Origin of the sequence: Bacteroides clarus, from assembly GCF_015555825.1 — a bacterium.
Classification (GTDB): Bacteria; Bacteroidota; Bacteroidia; order Bacteroidales; family Bacteroidaceae; genus Bacteroides; species Bacteroides clarus.
In genome coordinates this window covers 42951-63063 of sequence record NZ_JADNLF010000013.1, presented here as the reverse complement: position 1 = coordinate 63063, position 20113 = coordinate 42951, and the positions used below count along the sequence as shown (strand labels likewise).

Genomic DNA, 20113 nt, shown 5'->3' with positions numbered 1-20113 from the left:
CCCTGGAAACTTCCCTAAAAACCCGCTCTCCAAATCATGAAAGGCAGAATGATATTCAAATTCTCCCGCTTTTTCCTATCTTTGCTGCATGAAAGCAGAATTAAAAGAAAACGGTGGATTACCGGCACGTATACTTTGGACGCTTGCTATCGTAGCAGGTATCTCAGTAGCCAATTTGTACTACAACCAGCCCTTGCTGAACGTAATACGTCACGAGTTGGGCGTATCAGAATTCAAAACCAACCTCATTGCCATGATAACGCAAATAGGTTATGCCCTCGGCTTACTGTTCATCGTGCCGTTAGGCGACCTGTACCACCGGAAGAAGATTATTCTGACGAACTTCACTCTACTGATATTTTCGCTCATCGCCATAGCCGCCGCACCCAACATCTACATAATATGGGGAGCGTCGTTCGTTACCGGCGTCTGCTCCATGATACCGCAAATCTTCGTACCGATAGCCTCGCAATTTTCCCGTCCGGAGAATAAAGGGCGTAACGTAGGCGTTGTCATATCCGGTTTGCTCACCGGCATACTCGCCTCACGCGTTATCAGCGGCTTTGTCGGCGAAGTATTGGGATGGCGCGAAATGTATTTCATCGCAGCAGGCATGATGCTGTTATGTGCCATTGCCGTACTGAAAGTGCTGCCGGATATACGGCCTACATTTCAGGGAAAGTACAGCGACCTGATGAAATCCTTGTTTTCCCTTATCAAAGATTATCCGGCCTTACGCATCTACTCCATACGCGCAGGCGTTGCATTCGGCTCTTTCCTCGCAATGTGGTCGTGCCTCGCTTTCAAAATGGGAGAAGCCCCCTTTTATGCCAACAGTGATGTTATCGGAATTTTGGGGCTGTGCGGAATAGCCGGTGCATTAACCGCATCCTTCGTAGGAAAATATGTGAAGAAGGTCGGAATACGTAACTTCAACTTCATAGGCTGCGGGCTAATCCTGCTGGCATGGGCTTCACTCTATTTCTGCGGCAGCACCTACGCAGGTATCATCGCGGGCGTTGTACTGATTGACATCGGCATGCAGTGTATCCAGCTCAGTAATCAAACCAGCATATTCGATATTTGCCCTTCAGCGTCCAACCGGGTAAACACAATTTTCATGACGACCTACTTCATAGGCGGTTCATTGGGGACTTTCCTCGCCGGCAGTTGTTGGCAAGCGTGGGGCTGGGCCGGTGTAGCCGGTATAGGAACTGCCTTAACCATGCTGTCTCTCCTGATTACTATTTACAACAAAGAGAAATAAAACAAGTATTACCACTTCATAAACTTGTATATATCATCCATTAATTTGCAAATAACTTGAAAAATAGTTGTATATTCTGTTTTCATATCGTATTTTTGCGGTGTATTAGACATATAACCCCAAAAAGAACTCTGCAATATGGACAAGAAGTGGATTATCGCTGCCTTTATCGCAATATTCGCATTAAGCAGCTGCCTTGAAAAAGAAGTTTATCAAGGGCCCGAAGAGGATGAAAAAGAATTTAATGACTTTGACTTTTCCACTGTTCAATCAGCGACGAGTCTTGAAGTGAGCTATGCCAACAGTGGGGTAAAAGCCAATGTGTATTTTGAAGTGTACGATGAGATACCTGTCGAACAAGATGAATATACATATACCAAAAAGACAAATGCCACCCCGCTCTTTGCAGCATATACTGCCGATAACAGCGTTTATAAAGGTACTATCGACCTGCCGGCCTATTTGCAAAAAGTATATATCTATACTCCGGCATTCTTTGCGCAAACCCTTATTGAAGCAGATGTGACGAACGGAAGCATCCAAGCATCGGACAGCGCCCCTGCAAAAGAAGCGGAAACCCGGACCACACCTACTCTCCGGGAGTATGACAGCTACATGGCGACTTCCTTCCGGGAAACTCCCGGTAAATATCAAGGTAACCGCTGGAAAACGTGGTTAGGAGAATACGACCGAAGAAGAAACGGAGAAATCGACTATCAGTATCAAGGCGATTTAGCCGCAACTTGGCGGGATGGCTTATACACAATACATTCTCAAATTATCAATGTCAACAAAGATTGTCCGGAGGAACTCAAATGCTATTCGGACATATCCATCGACAAAGACGCAGAGATTGCATTAACATTCTTGGGACAAAATACCTGCTGGAACTGCTCTATGGGCTATTACTACTATAAAGCGACGGAAACGCCTCCGGCAAGTCTGGAAGATGCTGACGTTATCATGCTTTTCCCGAATACGCAAGACGGTTATTGGATTAACAATCCGAGCGCCGCACGCCGTACAGCCGGTGTAGACCGCCTCACAGCCGTCAAATTAATGTATTACCCGCACATAGCCGACGGTAGCCGAGAGGATGCCACAACTGTTTTTCCCGCAGGTTATAAGGTGGGACTTGTCATTGCCAACAACGCATGGAGCAACCGAGTGAGCGGATTCGATGACGACAAGCGCTACCGTGCCGCCACTTCCCAGGGATTAAGCGTTGACAATTCCGGGAATGCCTTTGACGCCCCGCGTACCGCCGCCTACTCATACAACGGTTTTGTCATGGTTTCTTTTGAAGACCATATAAACGACAATAACTTCAGCGACATCGTTGTGGCCTTAAAATCCAATCCGGTAGGCGCTATCGAGGTAGATCCCGATGTAGACCCGGACAATAACCGGACTACAACGGAAATACTGAAAGGCATTTATGCTTTTGAAGATCTCTGGCCTAATAAGGGAGACTACGATATGAACGACGTCATCGTCCGTTATAACTACGAAAAGACTTTCGACAAGGACAATCAAATCTACGCCGAGTCCTTCATCTTCAAAACATTCCAGAACTATGCGGGAAATACGAACGGATTGGCATTCCAACTCGTCGGAAGCGGAAACGCCTCTTCCGTCACTGGTTTCATCCGCAGGCCGGGAGAAACGGAATTCAGTGAAACCGACTTCGTTTACGAAGAAGACGACCATGTTTACATTCTCACAGAAGACGTAAAGGAGAATATGGGAACCGAATATAAGGTGACCTTAAAATACGACTCCCCTGCCGGCGCAGCATCGGAAGCCCGGCCTTTCATCTTCAAGAATGAAGCGGACGGCAAACGTTGGGAAGTGCATATTCCGAAAGAACATCCGACCTCCAAAATGGATATGTCCTATTTCCAAATAAGAGATGACGCTTCCAATCCGGAGCAAAACATCTACTACGTGCGCCCCGGCAACTATCCTTTCGCGTTCTTCCTAAGCGGAGCCAATGAAACAGACATTAGCAAACTGCTGGATATCAAGAACGAAAAAACGCCTATCGACCAATTATATAGCGGATACTCCGGATGGGTAACCAGCAACGGCAAGGAAAACCAAGACTGGTACAAGAAGTAAATACCTCCCCGAAAAAATAACGCAATTTAAGAAGAATACATTACCCGGTTTTCAGCCGGTAATGTATTCTTCTTTTATAGAAAAGAAATTTCAATATGCTTTGATTTTCTGCATAAATGTTATACATTTGTCAAAACAGGTATAATTTAATAAATATTCATCAAAATTCATCTAATCATGGACACACAAAAGAAAATCACAGTGACAGGAGTTCTCTCCGAAGGTATCGGTTTAGGTATCAAAAATGCAGTATCTATGCTGGGAGCTACTGTTCTTTGGCTGCTTACAATCTGGATTCCCTATTTAAATGTCGGTACTACTATCGCCATGGCAACCATTCCCATTGAATTGAGTAAAGGAAAAGTTATTTCTCCCCTATTCATCTTCGACGGAAAATACCGTAAATTCATGGGAGAATACTTCACATTGATAGGCTTGATGTATCTCGCCATTATTCCCGCCTTATTTTTCATGATAGTACCGGGTATCATCATATCCATAGGATGGTCACTTGCCATCTATATCTTACTGGATAAAGGCGTGGCTCCGGGCGAAGCCATGATCCAAAGCAATAAAGCTACCTATGGATACAAATGGACTATCTTCGGAGTATCATTCCTGTTGGTTCTGGTGTTCTATATCCTTCTCTGGATTATAAATGCCATTGCGAGCGGCGGATTCGCAATGCTTCTTCTGTTTATTGTCAGCATCGTCTACACCGTGGCAGCACTTGGATGCAGCGCTGTTATTTATCGTAACCTGACAGCAGAGCCCAAACCGGAAACAATGGAAACTGTGGTAGAAGTATAAACTGCTATTGAAAAACACCAAAGCCCCCCTTCACCCTTAGTCCCCCTGTCACAAGGGAGTACGGAATGGTAAAGGGGGGCTGTCGTTTATTGAAAGTTTCTCTTTTTACCTTGATACCCGTCCCGATGTGTTGCCGCTCATCAGACTTTCCACCTCATCCACCGTTACCAGGTTGAAGTCTCCATAAACAGTGTTCTTTAGCGCGGAAGCGGCGAGGGCATATTCCAATGCCTTTTGGTCATCATCCGGATAAGTGATTAAACCATATATCATACCTCCTACAAAGGCATCACCCGCACCTACCCGGTCTATTTCATGTTCAATGTCATAGATGCCTGTATGCTTCAAAGCGCCGTCAGAATAAAGAACGGCAGCAAGCAAGTTATGATTGGACGTGATAGAATTACGTAACTCCAGAAATATCTTTCGGCAGCGCGGAACAAGCCGGGACACAGTCTGCCCGAACTCCTCGAAAGCAGGTAAATCGGATACAAAAGAAGTATCGCCGGCATCGACGGCTTTAAAACCGACGGGCTGTATGCCGAGAATCTCTTGATATTCCGGCTCGGCACCGAAAATCACATCGCTGTATTGCACCAACGGCTGCATCACTTCGGAGGCCGTACGTCCATAATTCCAAAGTTTCCTGCGGAAATTCAAGTCGCAGGAAATAGTGAGTCCCATGCGGTCGGCTATTTCAAGAGCCTCACGGCAGGCGTCAGCTCCCTCCTGCGAAAGGGCTGCAGCGATGCCCGACCAATGAAACCAGCCGGCATCGGCAAATATAGTTTCCCAATCAATCATACCCGGACGGAGCGTTGCGAAAGACGACCCTTCCCGGTCGTACACTACATTGGAGTTTCGGAAAGCCGCTCCGCATTCCAGATAATACAATCCCAAACGCTTACCGCCGAACACTATGCCGTCCGTTCCCAACCCGCCGGCACGAAGCGAAGCGATACATGCCCGTGACACTGCATTATTGGGCAGACGGGTTACAAATTCCGTAGGGATGCCGAAACGAGCCAAGGACACCGCCACATTTGCCTCACTGCCGCCATACGTAGCAACAAATTCATTGGTCTGCGAAAAGCGGCGGAATCCGGGGGTAGTAAGCCGCAGCATAACCTCACCGAAAGTAACGACTTTCTTATCGGTGGAAAGGGATTTCTTCTTCATAAGTCTTATATATTCAAAAGCATCAATGGAAAGTCAAATATACTATCAAATTTCCAAGTAAACGCAAAGAATTAATAATATTTATTTGCAGAAAAGGGAAAAGGAAAGATATTCGGTGGTTTTGTTATACTTTTGTCACATCATATTTACAGTAACATATCGCATGAGTTCAACAAAGAAAATACCTTCTCCTCTCGTATCCCTTCTCCCTATCCTTATCTTAATAGGAATGCTGTTCGCTACCATCCGCACTTTTGGCAGTGACGCGCTGAACGGCGGAAGTCAGGTGTCCTTACTTACTACTACGGCCGCTTGCGTATTTATAGGAGTGGCTTTTTACCGGATTCCCTGGAAGGATTATGAGATAGCCATTACCAATAACATCGCGGGAGTATCTTCCGCCATTATCATATTGCTGATTATCGGTGCGCTGAGCGGTGCATGGATGATTAGCGGCGTAGTCCCTACCCTCATCTACTACGGAATGCAGATTATACATCCGGACTTCTTCCTTGCCTCTACCTGTATTATCTGCGCACTGGTATCCATCATGACGGGGAGCTCATGGACTACCATCGCCACCATCGGCATCGCCCTGTTGGGAATAGGCAAGGCGCAAGGATTTGAGGAAGGTTGGATTGCAGGCGCCATCATTTCAGGAGCTTACTTCGGCGATAAGGTATCTCCCCTGTCGGATACTACGGTACTTGCCGCATCGGTCACAGAAACTCCGTTGTTCCGCCACATCCGCTATATGATGATTACCACCATTCCGTCACTCGTTATCACGCTGGTTATATTTACGATAATGGGATTCACATACGAAACCAGCGGTACGGAACAGATAGCCGAGTTTGCCGCATCGCTGGATGCCAAATTCCACATTACTCCATGGCTGCTGGTTGTTCCGGTGCTGACGGGAGTACTGATTGCGCGTAAAATACCCTCTATCATCACCCTGTTCTTATCCACTTTGCTGGCTGCCGCTTTTGCCATCATATTCCAACCCGAACTGCTACATGAGATTTCCGGGAATAATAATCTGTTTGAGGGAACGATGATGAGCCTATATGGCAGTACCGGCCTCCAAAGTGACAGTGCCATGTTGACAGAGTTGATTGCCACACGAGGCATGGCGGGAATGATGAATACGATATGGCTGATTCTTTGCGCCATGTGTTTTGGCGGAGCAATGACGGCAAGCGGGATGCTGGGAAGCATTACTTCCGTATTTGTCCGGTTCATGAAAAGCACCGTCAGCGTAGTGGCATCCACCGTCGGTTCGGGAATATTCCTTAATCTTGCTACGGCAGACCAATACATCAGCATTATCCTCACCGGAAACATGTTCAGCAATATATATGAGAAGAAAGGATATGAAAGCCGTTTGCTAAGCCGCACTACGGAAGACGCCGTTACCGTAACCTCGGTTCTCATTCCGTGGAACACGTGCGGAATGACGCAAGCCACCATCCTAAGCGTATCCACGCTGACCTACCTTCCTTACTGCTTTTTCAACCTTATCAGTCCGCTAATGAGTATACTTGTTGCAGCCACGGGATATAAAATAATTAAAAAAACAGTGAACAATCCCGGGTAGGCATTGTTCTTGCAATAAACTTATAACGAACAATATAATTTAAACCTAAACAAAAATTAAGTATGAAAAAGTTTATTGCATTAGCAGCATTAGTATTGGTAAGCATGGTAACAACTACCGTGTATGCACAAGAGAGTAGCGCGCAACGCCGTGCAGATCGTAAAGCCCAGAGAGACGCGGAACGCGCCCGCCTGAAAGCGGAACAACAGGCAGCCGACGCCGTTTCCTACGATGATGCCGTAGCAGCGCTGAAAGCGCAAAAGTTTGTATTGGAAGCCAATCAAGTAATGTTCCGCAACGGACAAACGGCTTTCGTCACCTCCAACACGAATTTCGTATTGGTGAATCAGGGACGCGGTACGGTACAGGTGGCTTTCAACACTGTCTATCCCGGTCCTAACGGTATTGGCGGCGTAACAGTAGACGGCACCGTATCGGAAATGAAAATGTCTACCGACAAACGCGGTAACATCAATTGTAATTTCAGCATCCAGGGTATCGGCATCTCCGCGCAGATATTCCTTACGCTGACCAACGGCGGCAATAATGCAACCGTTACCATCAGCCCGAACTTCAACTCCAACACTATGACTTTAAGTGGCAACCTGTTGCCGTTGAACCAATCGAATATCTTCAAGGGACGTTCTTGGTAAAGCCTGTTACAATATATATTCTCAACTCCGCTGCAAATCACTTAAAAAGTGTACATTTGCAGCGGAGTTTTTTTATATGTATGCATCATGAGAGAATTTATCATCGCGGACAATCAAGATATAACCAAAGCAGGCATGATGTTTCTGTTGAGCAAACAGAAGGACACCGCCTTGCTGCTGGAAGCCGACAATAAAGCAGAGCTTATACAACAGTTGAGGTTACATCCCGAGGCGGTGGTAATATTGGACTATACGCTGTTTGACTTCACCGGCGCCGATGAACTGATTGTATTGCACGAACGCTTCAAGACGGCGGACTGGTTACTGTTTTCCGACGAGCTGAGCGTCAGCTTTCTGCGACAGGTTTTGTTCAGCAGCATGGCGTTCGGAGTAGTGTTGAAGGACAATTCCAGAGAAGAGATACTCACCGCACTGCAATGCGCATCACGCAAGGAACGTTTCATATGCAACCACGTCAGCAACTTATTACTATCGGGAAATAATCAGCCGGCCGCTCCCCACCCCGCTCTGCAAGACGCGCTACTGACGCCCGCCGAAAGAAGCATTCTGAAAGAGATTGCATTAGGAAAAACTACCAAAGAAATAGCAGCCGAAAGAAACCTCAGTTTCCATACCGTGAACAGCCACCGGAAGAATATCTTCAGAAAACTGAGTGTGAACAACGCCCACGAAGCTACGAAATATGCTATGAAAGCGGGTATTGTGGATTTGGTGGAGTACTATATCTGATTTCCCCGCTTCCGATACAAAGTTTGGCAGCCTCATCATATACAACGCCAAATTGCCCGGGAGCTATACCCTGCAACTTCTCTTCGGAAACAATAAGACAGCCTGTTTCATCCCGTAACAGCTTGCCTCTGATAAACTCGGGAGTATGGCGTATCTTGAACGTAACCGGAATCGCTTCTTTGACACCTTCCCACGGATTTTCCGTAATAAAATGGAAATCCTGCATACCGAACTCGTGTCCGTATTGCAATTCCGTATCATATCCGCGCGATACATAAATTACATTCTCATCCGTATCTTTACGCACCACAAACCAAGGCCCGCCGCTCAGCCCCAACCCTTTACGCTGGCCGATAGTATGAAACCAATAACCACGATGCGCACCCAATATCTTTCCCGTTTCCAGCTCAACAATCCGGCCTTCCTTTTCTCCCAAAAAACGGCGGACAAAGTCATTATAATTAATCTTCCCCAAGAAACAGATTCCCTGGCTATCCCGTCTTCGGGCGCTGGGTAGCTTGGCTCTCAGAGCAATGTCACGCACTTCCCGTTTCATCAGTCCGCCCAACGGAAACATCAGTTTGGAAACTTGCAGGTAGTCTATCTGCGCAAGAAAGTCCGTCTGGTCTTTTATCGGATCGAGGGCTGTTCCCAACCAGGTCTTTCCATTCCGCAGGACAGTAGTGGCGTAATGCCCGGTTGCCGTAAAGTCGAAATCCTTGCCAACTTGCTGTTCAAAGCAGCCGAACTTAATCAGCTTGTTGCACATCACATCCGGATTCGGAGTGAACCCGCGGCGAACTTTTTCAATAGCATAAGCGGCTACATTATCCCAGTACTCCCGATGTAAATCAACGACTTCCAGCGAAAGACCGTAACGGCGCGCTACGGCAGAAGCCATCTCCAGGTCTTCCTCTGCCGAACAGTCCATATAATCGGCATCATCCTTCCCTATCTTTATATAAAACAGGGAAGGACGGTAGCCTTGTTCGCAAAGAAGGTGTACGACAACAGAACTGTCGACACCTCCGGATAATAAAACGGCAATATTCATATTTATACTGTATCTGAAGTTTTCATCCGATGAATAAATGGTTTCATCGGACGAAATGTTCTTTTGTTCCGAGCTTAAATTCTCTCCAACGCCTGCGACAAATCATCCAACAAATCATCTATATGCTCCGTCCCGATGGAAAGGCGTACCGTTCCCGGCTTGATACCCTGCTCCGCCAACTCCTGTTCGTTCAACTGCGAATGAGTGGTAGTAGCGGGATGTATAACAAGTGACTTTACATCTGCCACATTGGCTAATAATGAGAATATCTGCAGACTGTCAATAAACGTCTGAGCCTCTTTCTCTCCACCCTTTACCTCAAAGGTAAAGATGGAACCTGCGCCTTTGGGAAAATACTTTTGATATAGCACGTGGTCCGGATGATTTGGTAAAGACGGATGGTTCACAGCCGCCACTTTTGGATGGCTCCTCAAGAATTCCACAACTTTCAGCGCATTCTCCACATGGCGTTCCACACGCAGAGAGAGGGTTTCCAAACCCTGCAAAAGAATAAAAGCATTGAAAGGACTGATGGCGGCGCCGGTATCGCGCAATAAAACGGCACGGATACGAACGGCGTATGCAGCCGCGCCCGCCGCGTCGACAAAACGTACGCCATGATAGCTCGGATCGGGTTCGGTCAGTTGCGGGAATTTACCGGAAGCCACCCAGTCGAACTTGCCACCATCTACAATAACACCGCCTAAAGAAGTACCATGTCCGCCTATAAACTTCGTGGCGGAATGCACTACAATATCAGCACCATGCTCGATAGGACGAATCAAATAAGGAGTACCGAAGGTATTGTCGATAATCAAAGGGATTTTATGACGATGGGCAATCTCGGCAACGGCGTCAATATCAATGATATTGGAATTAGGATTTCCCAATGTCTCGATAAAGACGGCTTTCGTATTTTCCCGGATAGCTTTCTCGAAGTTGGACAAATCACCCGGATCAACAAAAGTGGCCGTGACACCGTAAGCCGGTAATGTATGCGCCAGCAGATTGTATGTTCCGCCATAAATGGTTTTAGCTGCCACGATATGATCACCCGCACGCGTGATATTCTCGAAAGCATAGGTTACAGCCGCCGCACCGGACGCGACCGCCAACCCGGCAACACCGCCTTCAAGGGCGGCAACACGTTGCTCAAACACTCCTTGTGTGGAATTGGTCAGCCTGCCGTAAATATTGCCTGGTTCTTGCAAGCCAAAACGGGCGGCTGCATGAGCCGAGTTACGAAACACATACGAGGTGGTTTGATAAATAGGTACGGCACGCGCATCCGTGGCCGGGTCAGGTTGTTCTTGTCCCACATGAAGCTGCAGCGTTTCAAAATGTAATTTCTTTGTTTCCATCGTCATTTGTATTTATAGGTGAAATGATTCCTCTTGGTTGAATGTTGCAAAGATAGAGGGATAAAAGCAGGCCGCCTATGACACATGATAGGGAATTTTATACCATATTTGTGGTAGATAAAAGAACTATTCGCTATTTTTGTGGGCGAAAACCAAATGATATAGAGACTGATGAAGCTAAGGAAACTGTTACTTTTCCCATTACCGGGACTCCTCGTACTGACAAGCCTGTTTTCCTGCGGGGAAGATCGCTGGAAGGAATACTATCCGCTGACAGGACGCGATCTGTGGATGGACAGCCTGATGCGGGAAGTCTACTTATGGTATGAGGACATTCCTGCTTCCAAAGGTCTGAACTATTTTCAAGGTCCGGAGGCTTTCTTAAAAAGTATCTTATCGAAGAATGATAAAGGCTTTTCCACCGTTGACACGATAATGGATACCCCTCTGCCAAGTTACGGTTTTGATTATACATTATATAAAATAGCTACCAGCGATACGACTTATAATGCACTTGTTTCGTATGTAGCCAAGAATTCACCCGCAGAGGAAGCCGGACTGGAACGTGGCAGTTGGATTATGCTTGTGGACGGCGACTCCATCACTAAAAAGACAGAAGAAAGACTGACGGATGGTGGAGCGCGAACATTGCACATCGGAAAGTATGTGATAGTAAAAGATGAAAATAACGAAGACACAGAGGGAGATACGGAAACCGAAGACGGAGACAGTGAGGATGCGGAAGATGATGAGGATGATAAAGGAGTAGGCGTCATACAGGAAATAGGAGATGTTACGCTACCGGCCGTGCGTCCGGTGACGGAAAGTCCTGTTTATGTAAATGGGGTTATAGCATTGGAAGGTACTGACTATAAAATAGCCTATTTAGCATATAACTCTTTCACTGCCGGTACTGCAGAAAGCAATGAAAAGTATAACAATGAATTACGGACTTTCTCCCAACAGTGCAAACAGCTTAACATTAATAATTTTATATTAGACCTTCGCTACAACTCCGGTGGAGAAATGGAGTGCGTGCAACTTCTCGCAGACATTCTCGTACCTGCCGATAGACTGGAAAGTCCTTTCGCTTTCCTGCAATACAATGACAAGCAAAGTTCCAAGAACCGTGACCTGATATTGGATTCCCAACTCTTGCAAGGCGGAGCCAATCTGAATCTGCCCAAAGTCTATATCATCACGAGCGGAACTACAGCCGGTGCTGCGGAAATGCTTATCAACTGCCTGAAACCCTATATGACAATAGTCCTTATCGGACAAACAACCAAAGGAGAATATGTAGCTACGGAAACTTTCATCAATCCGAAATATCCCTGGGCATTACGTCCGGTAGTATGTGAAGTATTCAACTCCAATGGAGAAGCAAATTACAGTACAGGCTTCAAACCGGACATTTCCATCAACGAAACATCTTATTTGCAATATTATCTTCCCTTAGGCGATCCCAATGAGATATTGCTCAATACAGCCCTGGGGGTTATAGCAGGGGTTATTGAGTTACCGAAATCTCAAACGACCGAAACCGCAGTGAAGAGTTTTACTACCAAAAAGAATATTCGCAAGGGGTTGATTATTAAATAATAAAAGTAATGAAGAAAATTGTCTTTACATTATTGGTTGCGTTCACAGTACTAACAGCTTGTGAAGACAATAATGATTCCGCCAACAGTAGCAACCCTGCCATGGCTTTTTCTAAAATACAATTGTCGGAAGACAGCCCTTACGAAGCGGGAACACCTACGGTTACTACCACCCAGACCTACTCATATAGCCAAGGGAAACTGACTGACTTCACTACCGTACAAAGCTATTCCGTTCAAGGAGAACCGATGAAAATAGAAAATACGGCATCGGTGACCTATAATGAGCATCAAGCCGTAGTAACAGATAATTTTGGCAATGTGTCCACTTACCTTTTAGATGACAACGGATATGCCACCTCATGTACACGACAGGAAACAGGCACAACGCGTACCTATATTTTCTCATACTTCGTTGCTCCGGAAGGCGAATACTATTTGGAAAACATAACAGAAAATGTAAACGGCGAAATATACGCATCCATCGATATAGATTACAACAACTATCAGGCATTGCGCATTACACAAAAAGTAGATACTTACGAGCAAGCGTATACGGCTACTACTCCGGCTACTAACGAAACCAATAATGTATCAGAAGTTCCTTGTCTGTTCTTTACCGGCTTGTATCCGCTGTCTCTACATTCTGCCGCTTTGTATGGGAAATTACTGGGAGAACCTTTCAATATTCTAATAGACCGGATTATCCCTGACGGAAATACAGCAAGTAAAGAAGTTACAAAGTATACCTATTCTTTTGATAAACGTAATATCATAACTTACTGCAAAGAAGTTATAAACAGTTACGGCACGGATTATATCCGCACCGTACACTATGTAATTGAATAATTATCTGTTGAAGAATTTACAGAAGAACAATATGTGATAATCCAGAGAGTTATTCCAATACGTACCGGTATGACCTCCGGGACGTGTTATGAAGTCATGGTCTATTTTGTATGCCAATAGCCGTTTGTGCAATTCCTTATTTACCTCAAGAAAGAAATCGCTCTCACCGCAATCTATAATCAAAGCCAAATCCCCATTTGCCAGTTTATCAACCTGATTGATTACTGTGTGACTATTCCATACCGCCTCATTTGCAGTAAGCTCCCCCAATTGTTTTTTCATTTCCCAATTATTGGGAAACGGCCGGATATCTACCCCACCGCTCATACTCCCCGCCGCGCCGAATATATCTTTATGACGGATAGCATTCCATAACGCGCCATGTCCGCCCATACTCAAGCCACTGATAGCGCGCGCCTTTTTTTCAGGAATTGTAGCATAATGCGTATCGGTATAATTCACCAATTCCGAAGAGATAAAAGTTTCATAACGATAAGCGGGGTTCTTAGGACTATCCCAATACCAACTGTTCTTCCCGTCAGGGCATACAAATATAATACCCTTTTCATCGGCTATTTGAGGCAACTCCGGCTTCAGCCCGATCCATGAACGTGCATTACCGCTATATCCATGCAATAAATATATCACCGGACAGGCCTGAGGATGCTCTGCCATAGTTTTGTCCGGAAGAATATAAACCACCTTTATGTCCTTGTTCATCGAAGGGCTTTTTACGAACACTGTATCTACACGTGCAGCCTGTACACTTATCGCTACCACTTGCAGCAAGAATACCAATAGAAAATGTCTGCTTTTCATGTTAAAATGTTTAATCTTCTTAAGAGACGACAATATTAACAATAAATATTTGAAAAACGTTATCTTTGCGCACAAACTATTTGTAATCCAAACATGGAATTTATTATTATTCTATTTTTACTTATCTTGAATGGCATCTTTGCCATGTATGAAATCGCATTAGTATCTTCAAGTAAAGCACGCTTAGAGACCCTTGTAAGTAAGGGAAACAAAAGTGCAAAGGGGGTTCTGAAACAATTGGAAGAACCTGAAAAGTTTCTCTCCACCATTCAAATCGGTATTACGCTGATCGGTATCATATCGGGTGCATACGGCGGTGTGGCCATAGCCGACGATGTTGCTCCGCTATTTGCCATGATACCCGGTTTGGAATCTTATGCCAAAGACTTGGCTATGATTACCACCGTAGCTGTTATTACTTACTTGTCACTGATTATCGGAGAGTTGGTTCCCAAATCCATGGCTTTAAACAATCCGGAACGCTATGCCACTTTACTCAGTCCGTTTATGATTGTTCTTACTAAGGTGTCCTACCCGTTTGTATGCTTGCTCAGTGCCTCAACCAAACTGACAAACAAACTTATCGGCATGAAAGACGGAGAAGAACGGCAAATGACGCAAGAGGAACTGAAAATGATTTTACACCAAAGCTCTGAACAAGGTGTTATCGACAAAGACGAAACCGAAATGCTGCGTGATGTTTTCCGCTTCTCGGATAAAAGAGCCAACGACCTGATGACGCACCGACGCGATGTGATCGTATTACACCCTACAGATACGCAAGAAGAGGTTCTGCGGATTATCCACGAAGAACATTTCAGCAAGTACCTGTTGGTGGAAAGCGGTAAGGACGAGATTGTAGGAGTGGTTTCCGTCAAAGATATTATTCTGATGTTGGGTGGCGAAGAGCCGTTCAATCTTCGTACAATTGCACGCCCGCCTCTGTTTATTCCTGAAAGTTTATATGCAAAAAAAGTTTTAGAGCTCTTTAAGAAGAACAAAAACAAGTTCGGAGTTGTTGTAGACGAGTATGGAAATACGGAAGGTATTATCACTTTGCACGATTTGACGGAAAGTATCTTCGGCGATATCTTGGAAGAGAATGAAACGGAAGAAGAAGATATAATCACCAGAGCAGACGGTTCCATGCTGGTAGAGGCGTCAATGAATTTGGATGACTTTATGGAAGCAATGGGAATACTGAATTATGATGATTTGAAAGAAGAGGACTTTACCACCTTAAGCGGACTTGCAATGTTCCTCATCGGACGAGTTCCCAAAGCCGGTGACATATTCTGCTATAAAAACCTGGAGTTTGAAATAGTGGATATGGATCGTGGAAGAGTAGATAAACTGCTCGTTGTTAAACGAGATGATAATGAAGAATAACGCTATTGGCGTTTCTTAATATTAACTTAAACCATTAAAGCAATGAAAAAAGTAATGATGATTGCAGCGATTGCCGCTGCATTGGTATCCTGCCAATCAAAAGGAAATCAAAACAACGATACCATGAGTGAAGGTGTCATGACTGTTGCAGCAAACGATTCCTCTGTAGTAGCCGTTTACGAAGGTATACTTCCGGCAGCCGACGGCCCGGGTATTCAGTATGTGCTGAGTGTAGACAGTATAGGTCCGGACGGTGAAAGCGGTTATACATTAGTTACGACCTACCTGGATGCGGAAGGACAAGGAAAGAATAAATCCTTCACTTCTACAGGAAAACGCCAGGTTATTCAGAAAGATGTTAATAACAACAAGAAAACCGCGTATAAGTTGACGCCTAATGACGGAGAGGCGCCCGTATATTTCGTTGTTGTAAATGACACTACTTTAAGATTGGTAAACGATAGTCTGCAAGAGGCTGTAAGCGATTTGAATTATGATATTATTCAGGTGAAATAAACAATAGTATATATTCGCTAAACATAAAGGAACTAATCTGAGAGGTTAGTTCCTTTTTTTATCCTAACAGCATTGAGACATCGGCAATAGTATTTTGGAAAAAATAAGCTATAAAATACAGTTTGATACAAAATAGAAAAGTATTGAAACGATATTGAAAGCCTCACATTACCCTTCCGGCTATCTTTGTAACATCAAACTTATAAATGAAAAACACATATGAGAAATTTATTTTTTATATTATTATGTATCACGACCTTGGTTCAAGCACAAAAGCCAACTAACAAAAGGGAAATAATGCAGCAGTTTCTTGATGGAACATTAGATAAATCCTATGTACCCAGTGCTTTCTTTATGCATTTTGGAAAAGATGCTAAAGTAGGAGAAAATGCAATTAACGCCCACCTTCGTTATTTCCTTTCAACAGGAATGGATTTTGTAAAAATTCAATTTGAGCAAGGTTATGGACGTATTCAAATTGAAAAGCCTGAAGATTGGGATAAAATCAGACCACTTCCTAATGATTTTTTTACTCCTACTTTACATATCGTGAAAGGTATTTATGATATAGCCGGAGCAAATACCATGATACTTCCGACAGTCTACTCTCCTTTCCAAATGTTGGTACAAACAGTAGGGGCAAAAACTGTAATAGCTTATGCTCAAAAAGAGCCGGAACGTATTAAACAAGCATTAGGGTATTTCACAGATGCTCTCATTGGATATGTGAAAGCGTGTAAGCAAATAGGTGTAGATGGCTTCTATACCCCAACTCAAGGCGGAGAACAAAAATTCTATGAAGTACCTAATTTTTTTGAGACATTTGTAAAGCCATACGATTTGAAAGTTATGCAAGAATGCAACACAAACACAAAACTAAATATTCTTCACATTTGCGACTATGAGGGTAGCTATGATGATTTGACTCGCTTTATTTCATATCCGGGACAAATCGTTAATGCCCCCATAGAAGTAAATGGTAAGCCATTTAGCCTCAAAGATTGCGAACAATTATTTAAACGTCCGGCGATGGGTGGACTGTATCGAAAAGGAACAATTTTAGAGGGAACGACAAAACAGGTTATAAACGAAGTTAATGCATTAAAACATGATCTAGGTGGCAAACGCTTCATTTTAGGAGCCGATTGCACAATTTTACCTAAAACACCAATGGATAACGTCAGAGCTGCAATACAAACATCACATCATACTCACGAATAATTCATAGGCTTTTTAAATTCATAGTAAGGTTAATAGGTATTATCTCATAGATGATTATTTGGATTAGATTGTTTTAGAAAAGCGAATGTTGTGAGACATTCGCTTTTTATGTATCATATAGTTTCATCTAGACATACATATCCTATGATCTCTAAAAAGAAAGAAATATATCAAAGCTAAAAAACTCCGATAGTTAATTAAAATTCAATCGTTATTGCTTTTCATATAAAAAGCATTTTGCTTTCCCTACATTTTCCAACTTTGTATGCAAATTGTATGTTACTGCATACTACTTCACAAAATCATATTAACTATCAAAATTCATTAGCTATGTACAAATATTCAAAAGACGGTATATCCGTACTCACCGTATTAGACAAAAGAAAAGTAAAAAAGAGTGGATTATTTCCAATCAAAGTACAAGTCATTTATAATCGTAAGCAAAAATACTATTCTACTGGCCAAGAAGTATCTATCAGAGAGTGGGAACAGTTACCTCGCAGTAAAACCCGTAAGTTGTCATCTATACGCCATAATGTAGAAAACAGCTTTTCTCTCGTCAGGCAGCAAGTTGAAACTTTGGCATTTCGTGGTGAATTCAGCTTTGATATCTTAAATGCCAGACTCGGCAGATATTCAGGAATATCAGTTAACTCTGTGTTTCTCAAAAAAATGGAAGAACTAAAGAGCAATGGGCAGGCTAACACCTATTTCTCTTACAAAGGAACTTTGCACAAAATAGAACAATTTGCAGGCAAACAAATATCATTCCAAGAAATCAGCATAAACTGGCTTAATCGATGTGAACATTTCTGGTTATCAGCAGGCAGCAGTTATTCCAGCATGAGTTTCTATTTCCGAAATTTAAAATGTATCATGAACATGGCGCGTAAAGATGGTATTATTAAAGAAAGCCAATATCCCTTCGGAAAAGGCAAGTATGAAGTACCAAGTGGCAGCGGACGAAAATTAGCTCTTACTTTAGAACAGATCAAGAAATTAATAACATATACAGACGGAACAAAAGCAACTGAAATGTATCGTGATCTATGGTTCTTCTCTTATTTATGTAATGGCATCAACTTCAGAGATATGGTTTTTCTACAGTATTCCAATATTATAAATGGAGAAATATGCTTTATACGTGCCAAAACCGCAAGAAACACTAAATATGGTAAAATCATACATGCGGTAATTACTCCAGAAATGCAAACTATTATTAATAAATGGGGAAACACCAACACCTCCCCAAATAACTACATTTTTCCTTTTGCCAAAGGAACGGAAGATCCTTTCGAAAAAGTGAAATTAATTAGAGAAATCGTCACTGAATGTAATCAAATACTTCGGAAAATAACGAATGCTACTGGTATTCCTCGAATAACAACTTATTCAGCCCGCCACTCATATGCAACAGTATTAAAACGCAGTGGTGTCAATATAGCCTATATATCTGAAAGCCTTGGACATTCAAATATTACCATTACAGAAAATTATCTTGCCAGTTTCGAAGTAGATGAAAGAAGGAAGAACTCGGCTCTCCTAACAAAATTCCTTCCATAATAGTATATGCAAATTGTATGTCCCTAACCTAAAAACAGACACATTAATGTAGATGTATCTTGAAATATTTTTGATAGCATTTGATACAATTCTTAAATTCCGTTTATGAAAATTCCACTTTGTTTGCATTATGAAATAACACGATGTTTAACTTTAAAAATGACGTATTGATAATTTTGATAAAGTAAAAGATTTGTATTCTGAGGCTGATTTTAATAAATTAAAGGCAGAAGCCTTATTTATTCGTACATTCTTTTATAATGAATTAGTTGTCCATTACGGTGATGTGCCTCTCATGCTTCAAGGTGCTGAAGTTGGTAGTGGTTATGATCGAATGCCACGTACTCCTCGTGCAGAAGTGGTTAAACAAATGCTAGAGGATATTGATTTTGCTATTAAATGGTTACCTAATATTGCATATACAGATGGACATGCAGTTCAAGGTTCTGCAGTTGTTTTAAAATGTCGTATATTATTAAATGATCAACGCTATAGTGATGTTGCTAAATTAGCTGGTGATTATATTCATGACCCTAATAATCCATTCGACTTAGCTGACGACTATGCAGGTATTTTCTTTGGAAAACAAGAAAATAATCCAGAAATTATGTTCTCTATTCAATTTAAAGCACCAGATGATTTCCATGCATTAGACCAAATGGTAGGAAGTCGTATGACTATATTCCCTAGTTTTAATTTACGTGCTTCTTATGAGCCTAACGATCCTCGTATAAAAATGACTATGTATGAAATTGGTGATCCTTGGCCCAATAATAATAAATCTGGTAAATTTGAAGAAGATGGTAATAAAGCCGAAGGACTTATTCCTTTTACACAGTTGGCTTTCAAAAAATATGTCAACCCTAATGTTGAAGTACCTAAAGCATCTACTTTGAGTGATCAGCATATAGTAAAAATGCGTTATGCAGACTTGTTATTGATGTACGCTGAAGCAATGTTCGAAAGTGGACAGGGAAATGATCCTTTAGCACTGAAAGCATTAAATGATGTGCGCCAGCGTCCGGGTGTGAATATGCCAGTCAAACCTCAATTAACGCGTGAGATTATTCGTAATGAACGTCGTGTAGAATTGGCTTACGAAGGAATCCGTTATTACGATATCATTAGATGGGATATTGCAAAAGATGTAATTCCTACTGTTCAATATGATGAGAGCGGTAGAATGAGAAAGTTTGATGGTAATCTATGGCCTATTCCTCAATCTCAAATGGATATTATGGGAGATGTATGGGAACAGAATGCACCATGGAATTGATCAAGTGAGAAAATTATAACCTTTTAATAAAGCCTATTTCAAATTATGAAGTAGGCTTTATTATTTTATTTGATTACAATTATA

The 20113-nt window shown here is 43.0% G+C and carries 17 protein-coding genes; 13 read left to right on the top strand and 4 right to left on the bottom strand.

All coding sequences use genetic code 11. The features are described from left to right. Nucleotides 1-88 precede the first annotated feature (88 nt). The 3 genes from I2F54_RS13715 to I2F54_RS13705 all read left to right on the top strand — a co-directional run bounded on the left by I2F54_RS13715 (nt 89) and on the right by I2F54_RS13705 (nt 4198). Nucleotides 89-1267 carry an MFS transporter gene (locus I2F54_RS13715; RefSeq protein WP_118047765.1) on the top strand — a complete coding sequence of 393 codons (1179 nt, stop codon included), beginning with the start codon at nt 89-91 and terminating at the stop codon, nt 1265-1267. A 138-nt stretch (nt 1268-1405) separates the two neighbouring features. After that, nucleotides 1406-3388 (top strand): LruC domain-containing protein, encoded by a 1983-nt coding sequence (locus I2F54_RS13710; RefSeq protein ID WP_195501484.1) that lies wholly within the window; start codon nt 1406-1408, stop codon nt 3386-3388. A gap of 177 nt (nt 3389-3565) precedes the next feature. Further along, a complete protein-coding gene (locus tag I2F54_RS13705; protein WP_009120477.1) occupies nt 3566-4198 on the top strand; it encodes a hypothetical protein in 633 nt (210 codons plus the stop codon). Nucleotides 4199-4303: 105 nt separating this feature from the next. On the opposite strand, the gene I2F54_RS13700 is transcribed toward I2F54_RS13705, so the two are convergent. Continuing rightward, on the bottom strand, nt 4304-5377 hold the full coding sequence (locus I2F54_RS13700; RefSeq protein ID WP_195501483.1) for a sugar kinase: 1074 nt from the start codon (nt 5375-5377) through the stop codon (nt 4304-4306). Between the two features lie 163 nt (nt 5378-5540). Between I2F54_RS13700 and nhaC the strand changes: the two genes are divergently transcribed. The 3 genes from nhaC (at nt 5541) to I2F54_RS13685 (ending at nt 8380) form a co-directional block, all read left to right on the top strand. Continuing rightward, nucleotides 5541-6977 (top strand): Na+/H+ antiporter NhaC, encoded by a 1437-nt coding sequence (gene nhaC / locus I2F54_RS13695; RefSeq protein WP_087413668.1) that lies wholly within the window; start codon nt 5541-5543, stop codon nt 6975-6977. A gap of 62 nt (nt 6978-7039) precedes the next feature. Next, nucleotides 7040-7630: a DUF4251 domain-containing protein gene (locus I2F54_RS13690; RefSeq protein ID WP_022217625.1), complete on the top strand. Its 591-nt coding sequence runs from the start codon at nt 7040-7042 to the stop codon at nt 7628-7630. Between the two features lie 87 nt (nt 7631-7717). Beyond that, entirely contained in the window at nt 7718-8380 is a 663-nt protein-coding gene (locus I2F54_RS13685) for a response regulator transcription factor (RefSeq protein ID WP_039950174.1), read from the top strand. Here I2F54_RS13685 and mnmA read toward each other — a convergent pair. Both mnmA and I2F54_RS13675 read right to left on the bottom strand, forming a co-directional pair. Continuing rightward, nucleotides 8337-9434, bottom strand: coding sequence for a tRNA 2-thiouridine(34) synthase MnmA (mnmA, locus tag I2F54_RS13680; protein WP_195501482.1), 1098 nt, complete (start codon nt 9432-9434; stop codon nt 8337-8339). The two genes, I2F54_RS13685 and mnmA, sit on opposite strands and share 44 nt — an antisense overlap. A 74-nt stretch (nt 9435-9508) precedes the next feature. Then, on the bottom strand, nt 9509-10795 hold the full coding sequence (locus tag I2F54_RS13675) for an O-acetylhomoserine aminocarboxypropyltransferase/cysteine synthase family protein (protein WP_195501481.1): 1287 nt from the start codon (nt 10793-10795) through the stop codon (nt 9509-9511). Between the two features lie 171 nt (nt 10796-10966). On the opposite strand from I2F54_RS13675, the gene I2F54_RS13670 reads away from it, so the two are divergent. Beyond that, the gene (locus I2F54_RS13670; protein ID WP_195501480.1) at nt 10967-12397 is read left to right on the top strand and encodes a S41 family peptidase; all 1431 of its coding nucleotides are present in this window, start codon (nt 10967-10969) and stop codon (nt 12395-12397) included. Between the two features lie 8 nt (nt 12398-12405). Further along, a complete protein-coding gene (locus I2F54_RS13665; RefSeq protein ID WP_195501479.1) occupies nt 12406-13245 on the top strand; it encodes a DUF4595 domain-containing protein in 840 nt (279 codons plus the stop codon). On the opposite strand, the gene I2F54_RS13660 is transcribed toward I2F54_RS13665, so the two are convergent. Next, on the bottom strand, nt 13246-14064 hold the full coding sequence (locus tag I2F54_RS13660; protein WP_195501478.1) for an alpha/beta hydrolase: 819 nt from the start codon (nt 14062-14064) through the stop codon (nt 13246-13248). 93 nt (nt 14065-14157) lie between these two features. On the opposite strand from I2F54_RS13660, the gene I2F54_RS13655 reads away from it, so the two are divergent. The 5 genes from I2F54_RS13655 (at nt 14158) to I2F54_RS13635 (ending at nt 20029) form a co-directional block, all read left to right on the top strand. Then, on the top strand, nt 14158-15453 hold the full coding sequence (locus tag I2F54_RS13655) for a hemolysin family protein (protein ID WP_195501477.1): 1296 nt from the start codon (nt 14158-14160) through the stop codon (nt 15451-15453). A 42-nt stretch (nt 15454-15495) separates the two neighbouring features. Next, entirely contained in the window at nt 15496-15969 is a 474-nt protein-coding gene (locus I2F54_RS13650) for a copper resistance protein NlpE N-terminal domain-containing protein (protein WP_195501476.1), read from the top strand. A gap of 219 nt (nt 15970-16188) precedes the next feature. Next, complete coding sequence (locus I2F54_RS13645) at nt 16189-17190, top strand: uroporphyrinogen decarboxylase family protein (protein WP_195501475.1); 1002 nt, start codon at nt 16189-16191, stop codon at nt 17188-17190. A 330-nt stretch (nt 17191-17520) separates the two neighbouring features. Beyond that, complete coding sequence (locus I2F54_RS13640; protein WP_195501501.1) at nt 17521-18753, top strand: phage integrase SAM-like domain-containing protein; 1233 nt, start codon at nt 17521-17523, stop codon at nt 18751-18753. Between the two features lie 193 nt (nt 18754-18946). Then, complete coding sequence (locus tag I2F54_RS13635; RefSeq protein WP_229097202.1) at nt 18947-20029, top strand: RagB/SusD family nutrient uptake outer membrane protein; 1083 nt, start codon at nt 18947-18949, stop codon at nt 20027-20029. Nucleotides 20030-20113 lie beyond the last annotated feature (84 nt).

Bases quoted from the DNA above. Each gene is read 5' to 3' on its own strand.
- mnmA (WP_195501482.1), bottom strand. From the start codon at position 9,434: ATGAATATTGCCGTTTTATTATCCGGAGGTGTCGACAGTTCTGTTGTC.
- I2F54_RS13670 (WP_195501480.1), top strand. From the start codon at position 10,967: ATGAAGCTAAGGAAACTGTTACTTTTCCCATTACCGGGACTCCTCGTA.
- I2F54_RS13640 (WP_195501501.1), top strand. From the start codon at position 17,521: ATGTACAAATATTCAAAAGACGGTATATCCGTACTCACCGTATTAGAC.
- nhaC (WP_087413668.1), top strand. From the start codon at position 5,541: ATGAGTTCAACAAAGAAAATACCTTCTCCTCTCGTATCCCTTCTCCCT.
- I2F54_RS13710 (WP_195501484.1), top strand. From the start codon at position 1,406: ATGGACAAGAAGTGGATTATCGCTGCCTTTATCGCAATATTCGCATTA.
- I2F54_RS13705 (WP_009120477.1), top strand. From the start codon at position 3,566: ATGGACACACAAAAGAAAATCACAGTGACAGGAGTTCTCTCCGAAGGT.
- I2F54_RS13655 (WP_195501477.1), top strand. From the start codon at position 14,158: ATGGAATTTATTATTATTCTATTTTTACTTATCTTGAATGGCATCTTT.
- I2F54_RS13700 (WP_195501483.1), bottom strand. From the start codon at position 5,377: ATGAAGAAGAAATCCCTTTCCACCGATAAGAAAGTCGTTACTTTCGGT.
- I2F54_RS13645 (WP_195501475.1), top strand. From the start codon at position 16,189: ATGAGAAATTTATTTTTTATATTATTATGTATCACGACCTTGGTTCAA.
- I2F54_RS13665 (WP_195501479.1), top strand. From the start codon at position 12,406: ATGAAGAAAATTGTCTTTACATTATTGGTTGCGTTCACAGTACTAACA.
- I2F54_RS13715 (WP_118047765.1), top strand. From the start codon at position 89: ATGAAAGCAGAATTAAAAGAAAACGGTGGATTACCGGCACGTATACTT.
- I2F54_RS13690 (WP_022217625.1), top strand. From the start codon at position 7,040: ATGAAAAAGTTTATTGCATTAGCAGCATTAGTATTGGTAAGCATGGTA.
- I2F54_RS13675 (WP_195501481.1), bottom strand. From the start codon at position 10,795: ATGGAAACAAAGAAATTACATTTTGAAACGCTGCAGCTTCATGTGGGA.
- I2F54_RS13685 (WP_039950174.1), top strand. From the start codon at position 7,718: ATGAGAGAATTTATCATCGCGGACAATCAAGATATAACCAAAGCAGGC.
- I2F54_RS13660 (WP_195501478.1), bottom strand. From the start codon at position 14,064: ATGAAAAGCAGACATTTTCTATTGGTATTCTTGCTGCAAGTGGTAGCG.
- I2F54_RS13650 (WP_195501476.1), top strand. From the start codon at position 15,496: ATGAAAAAAGTAATGATGATTGCAGCGATTGCCGCTGCATTGGTATCC.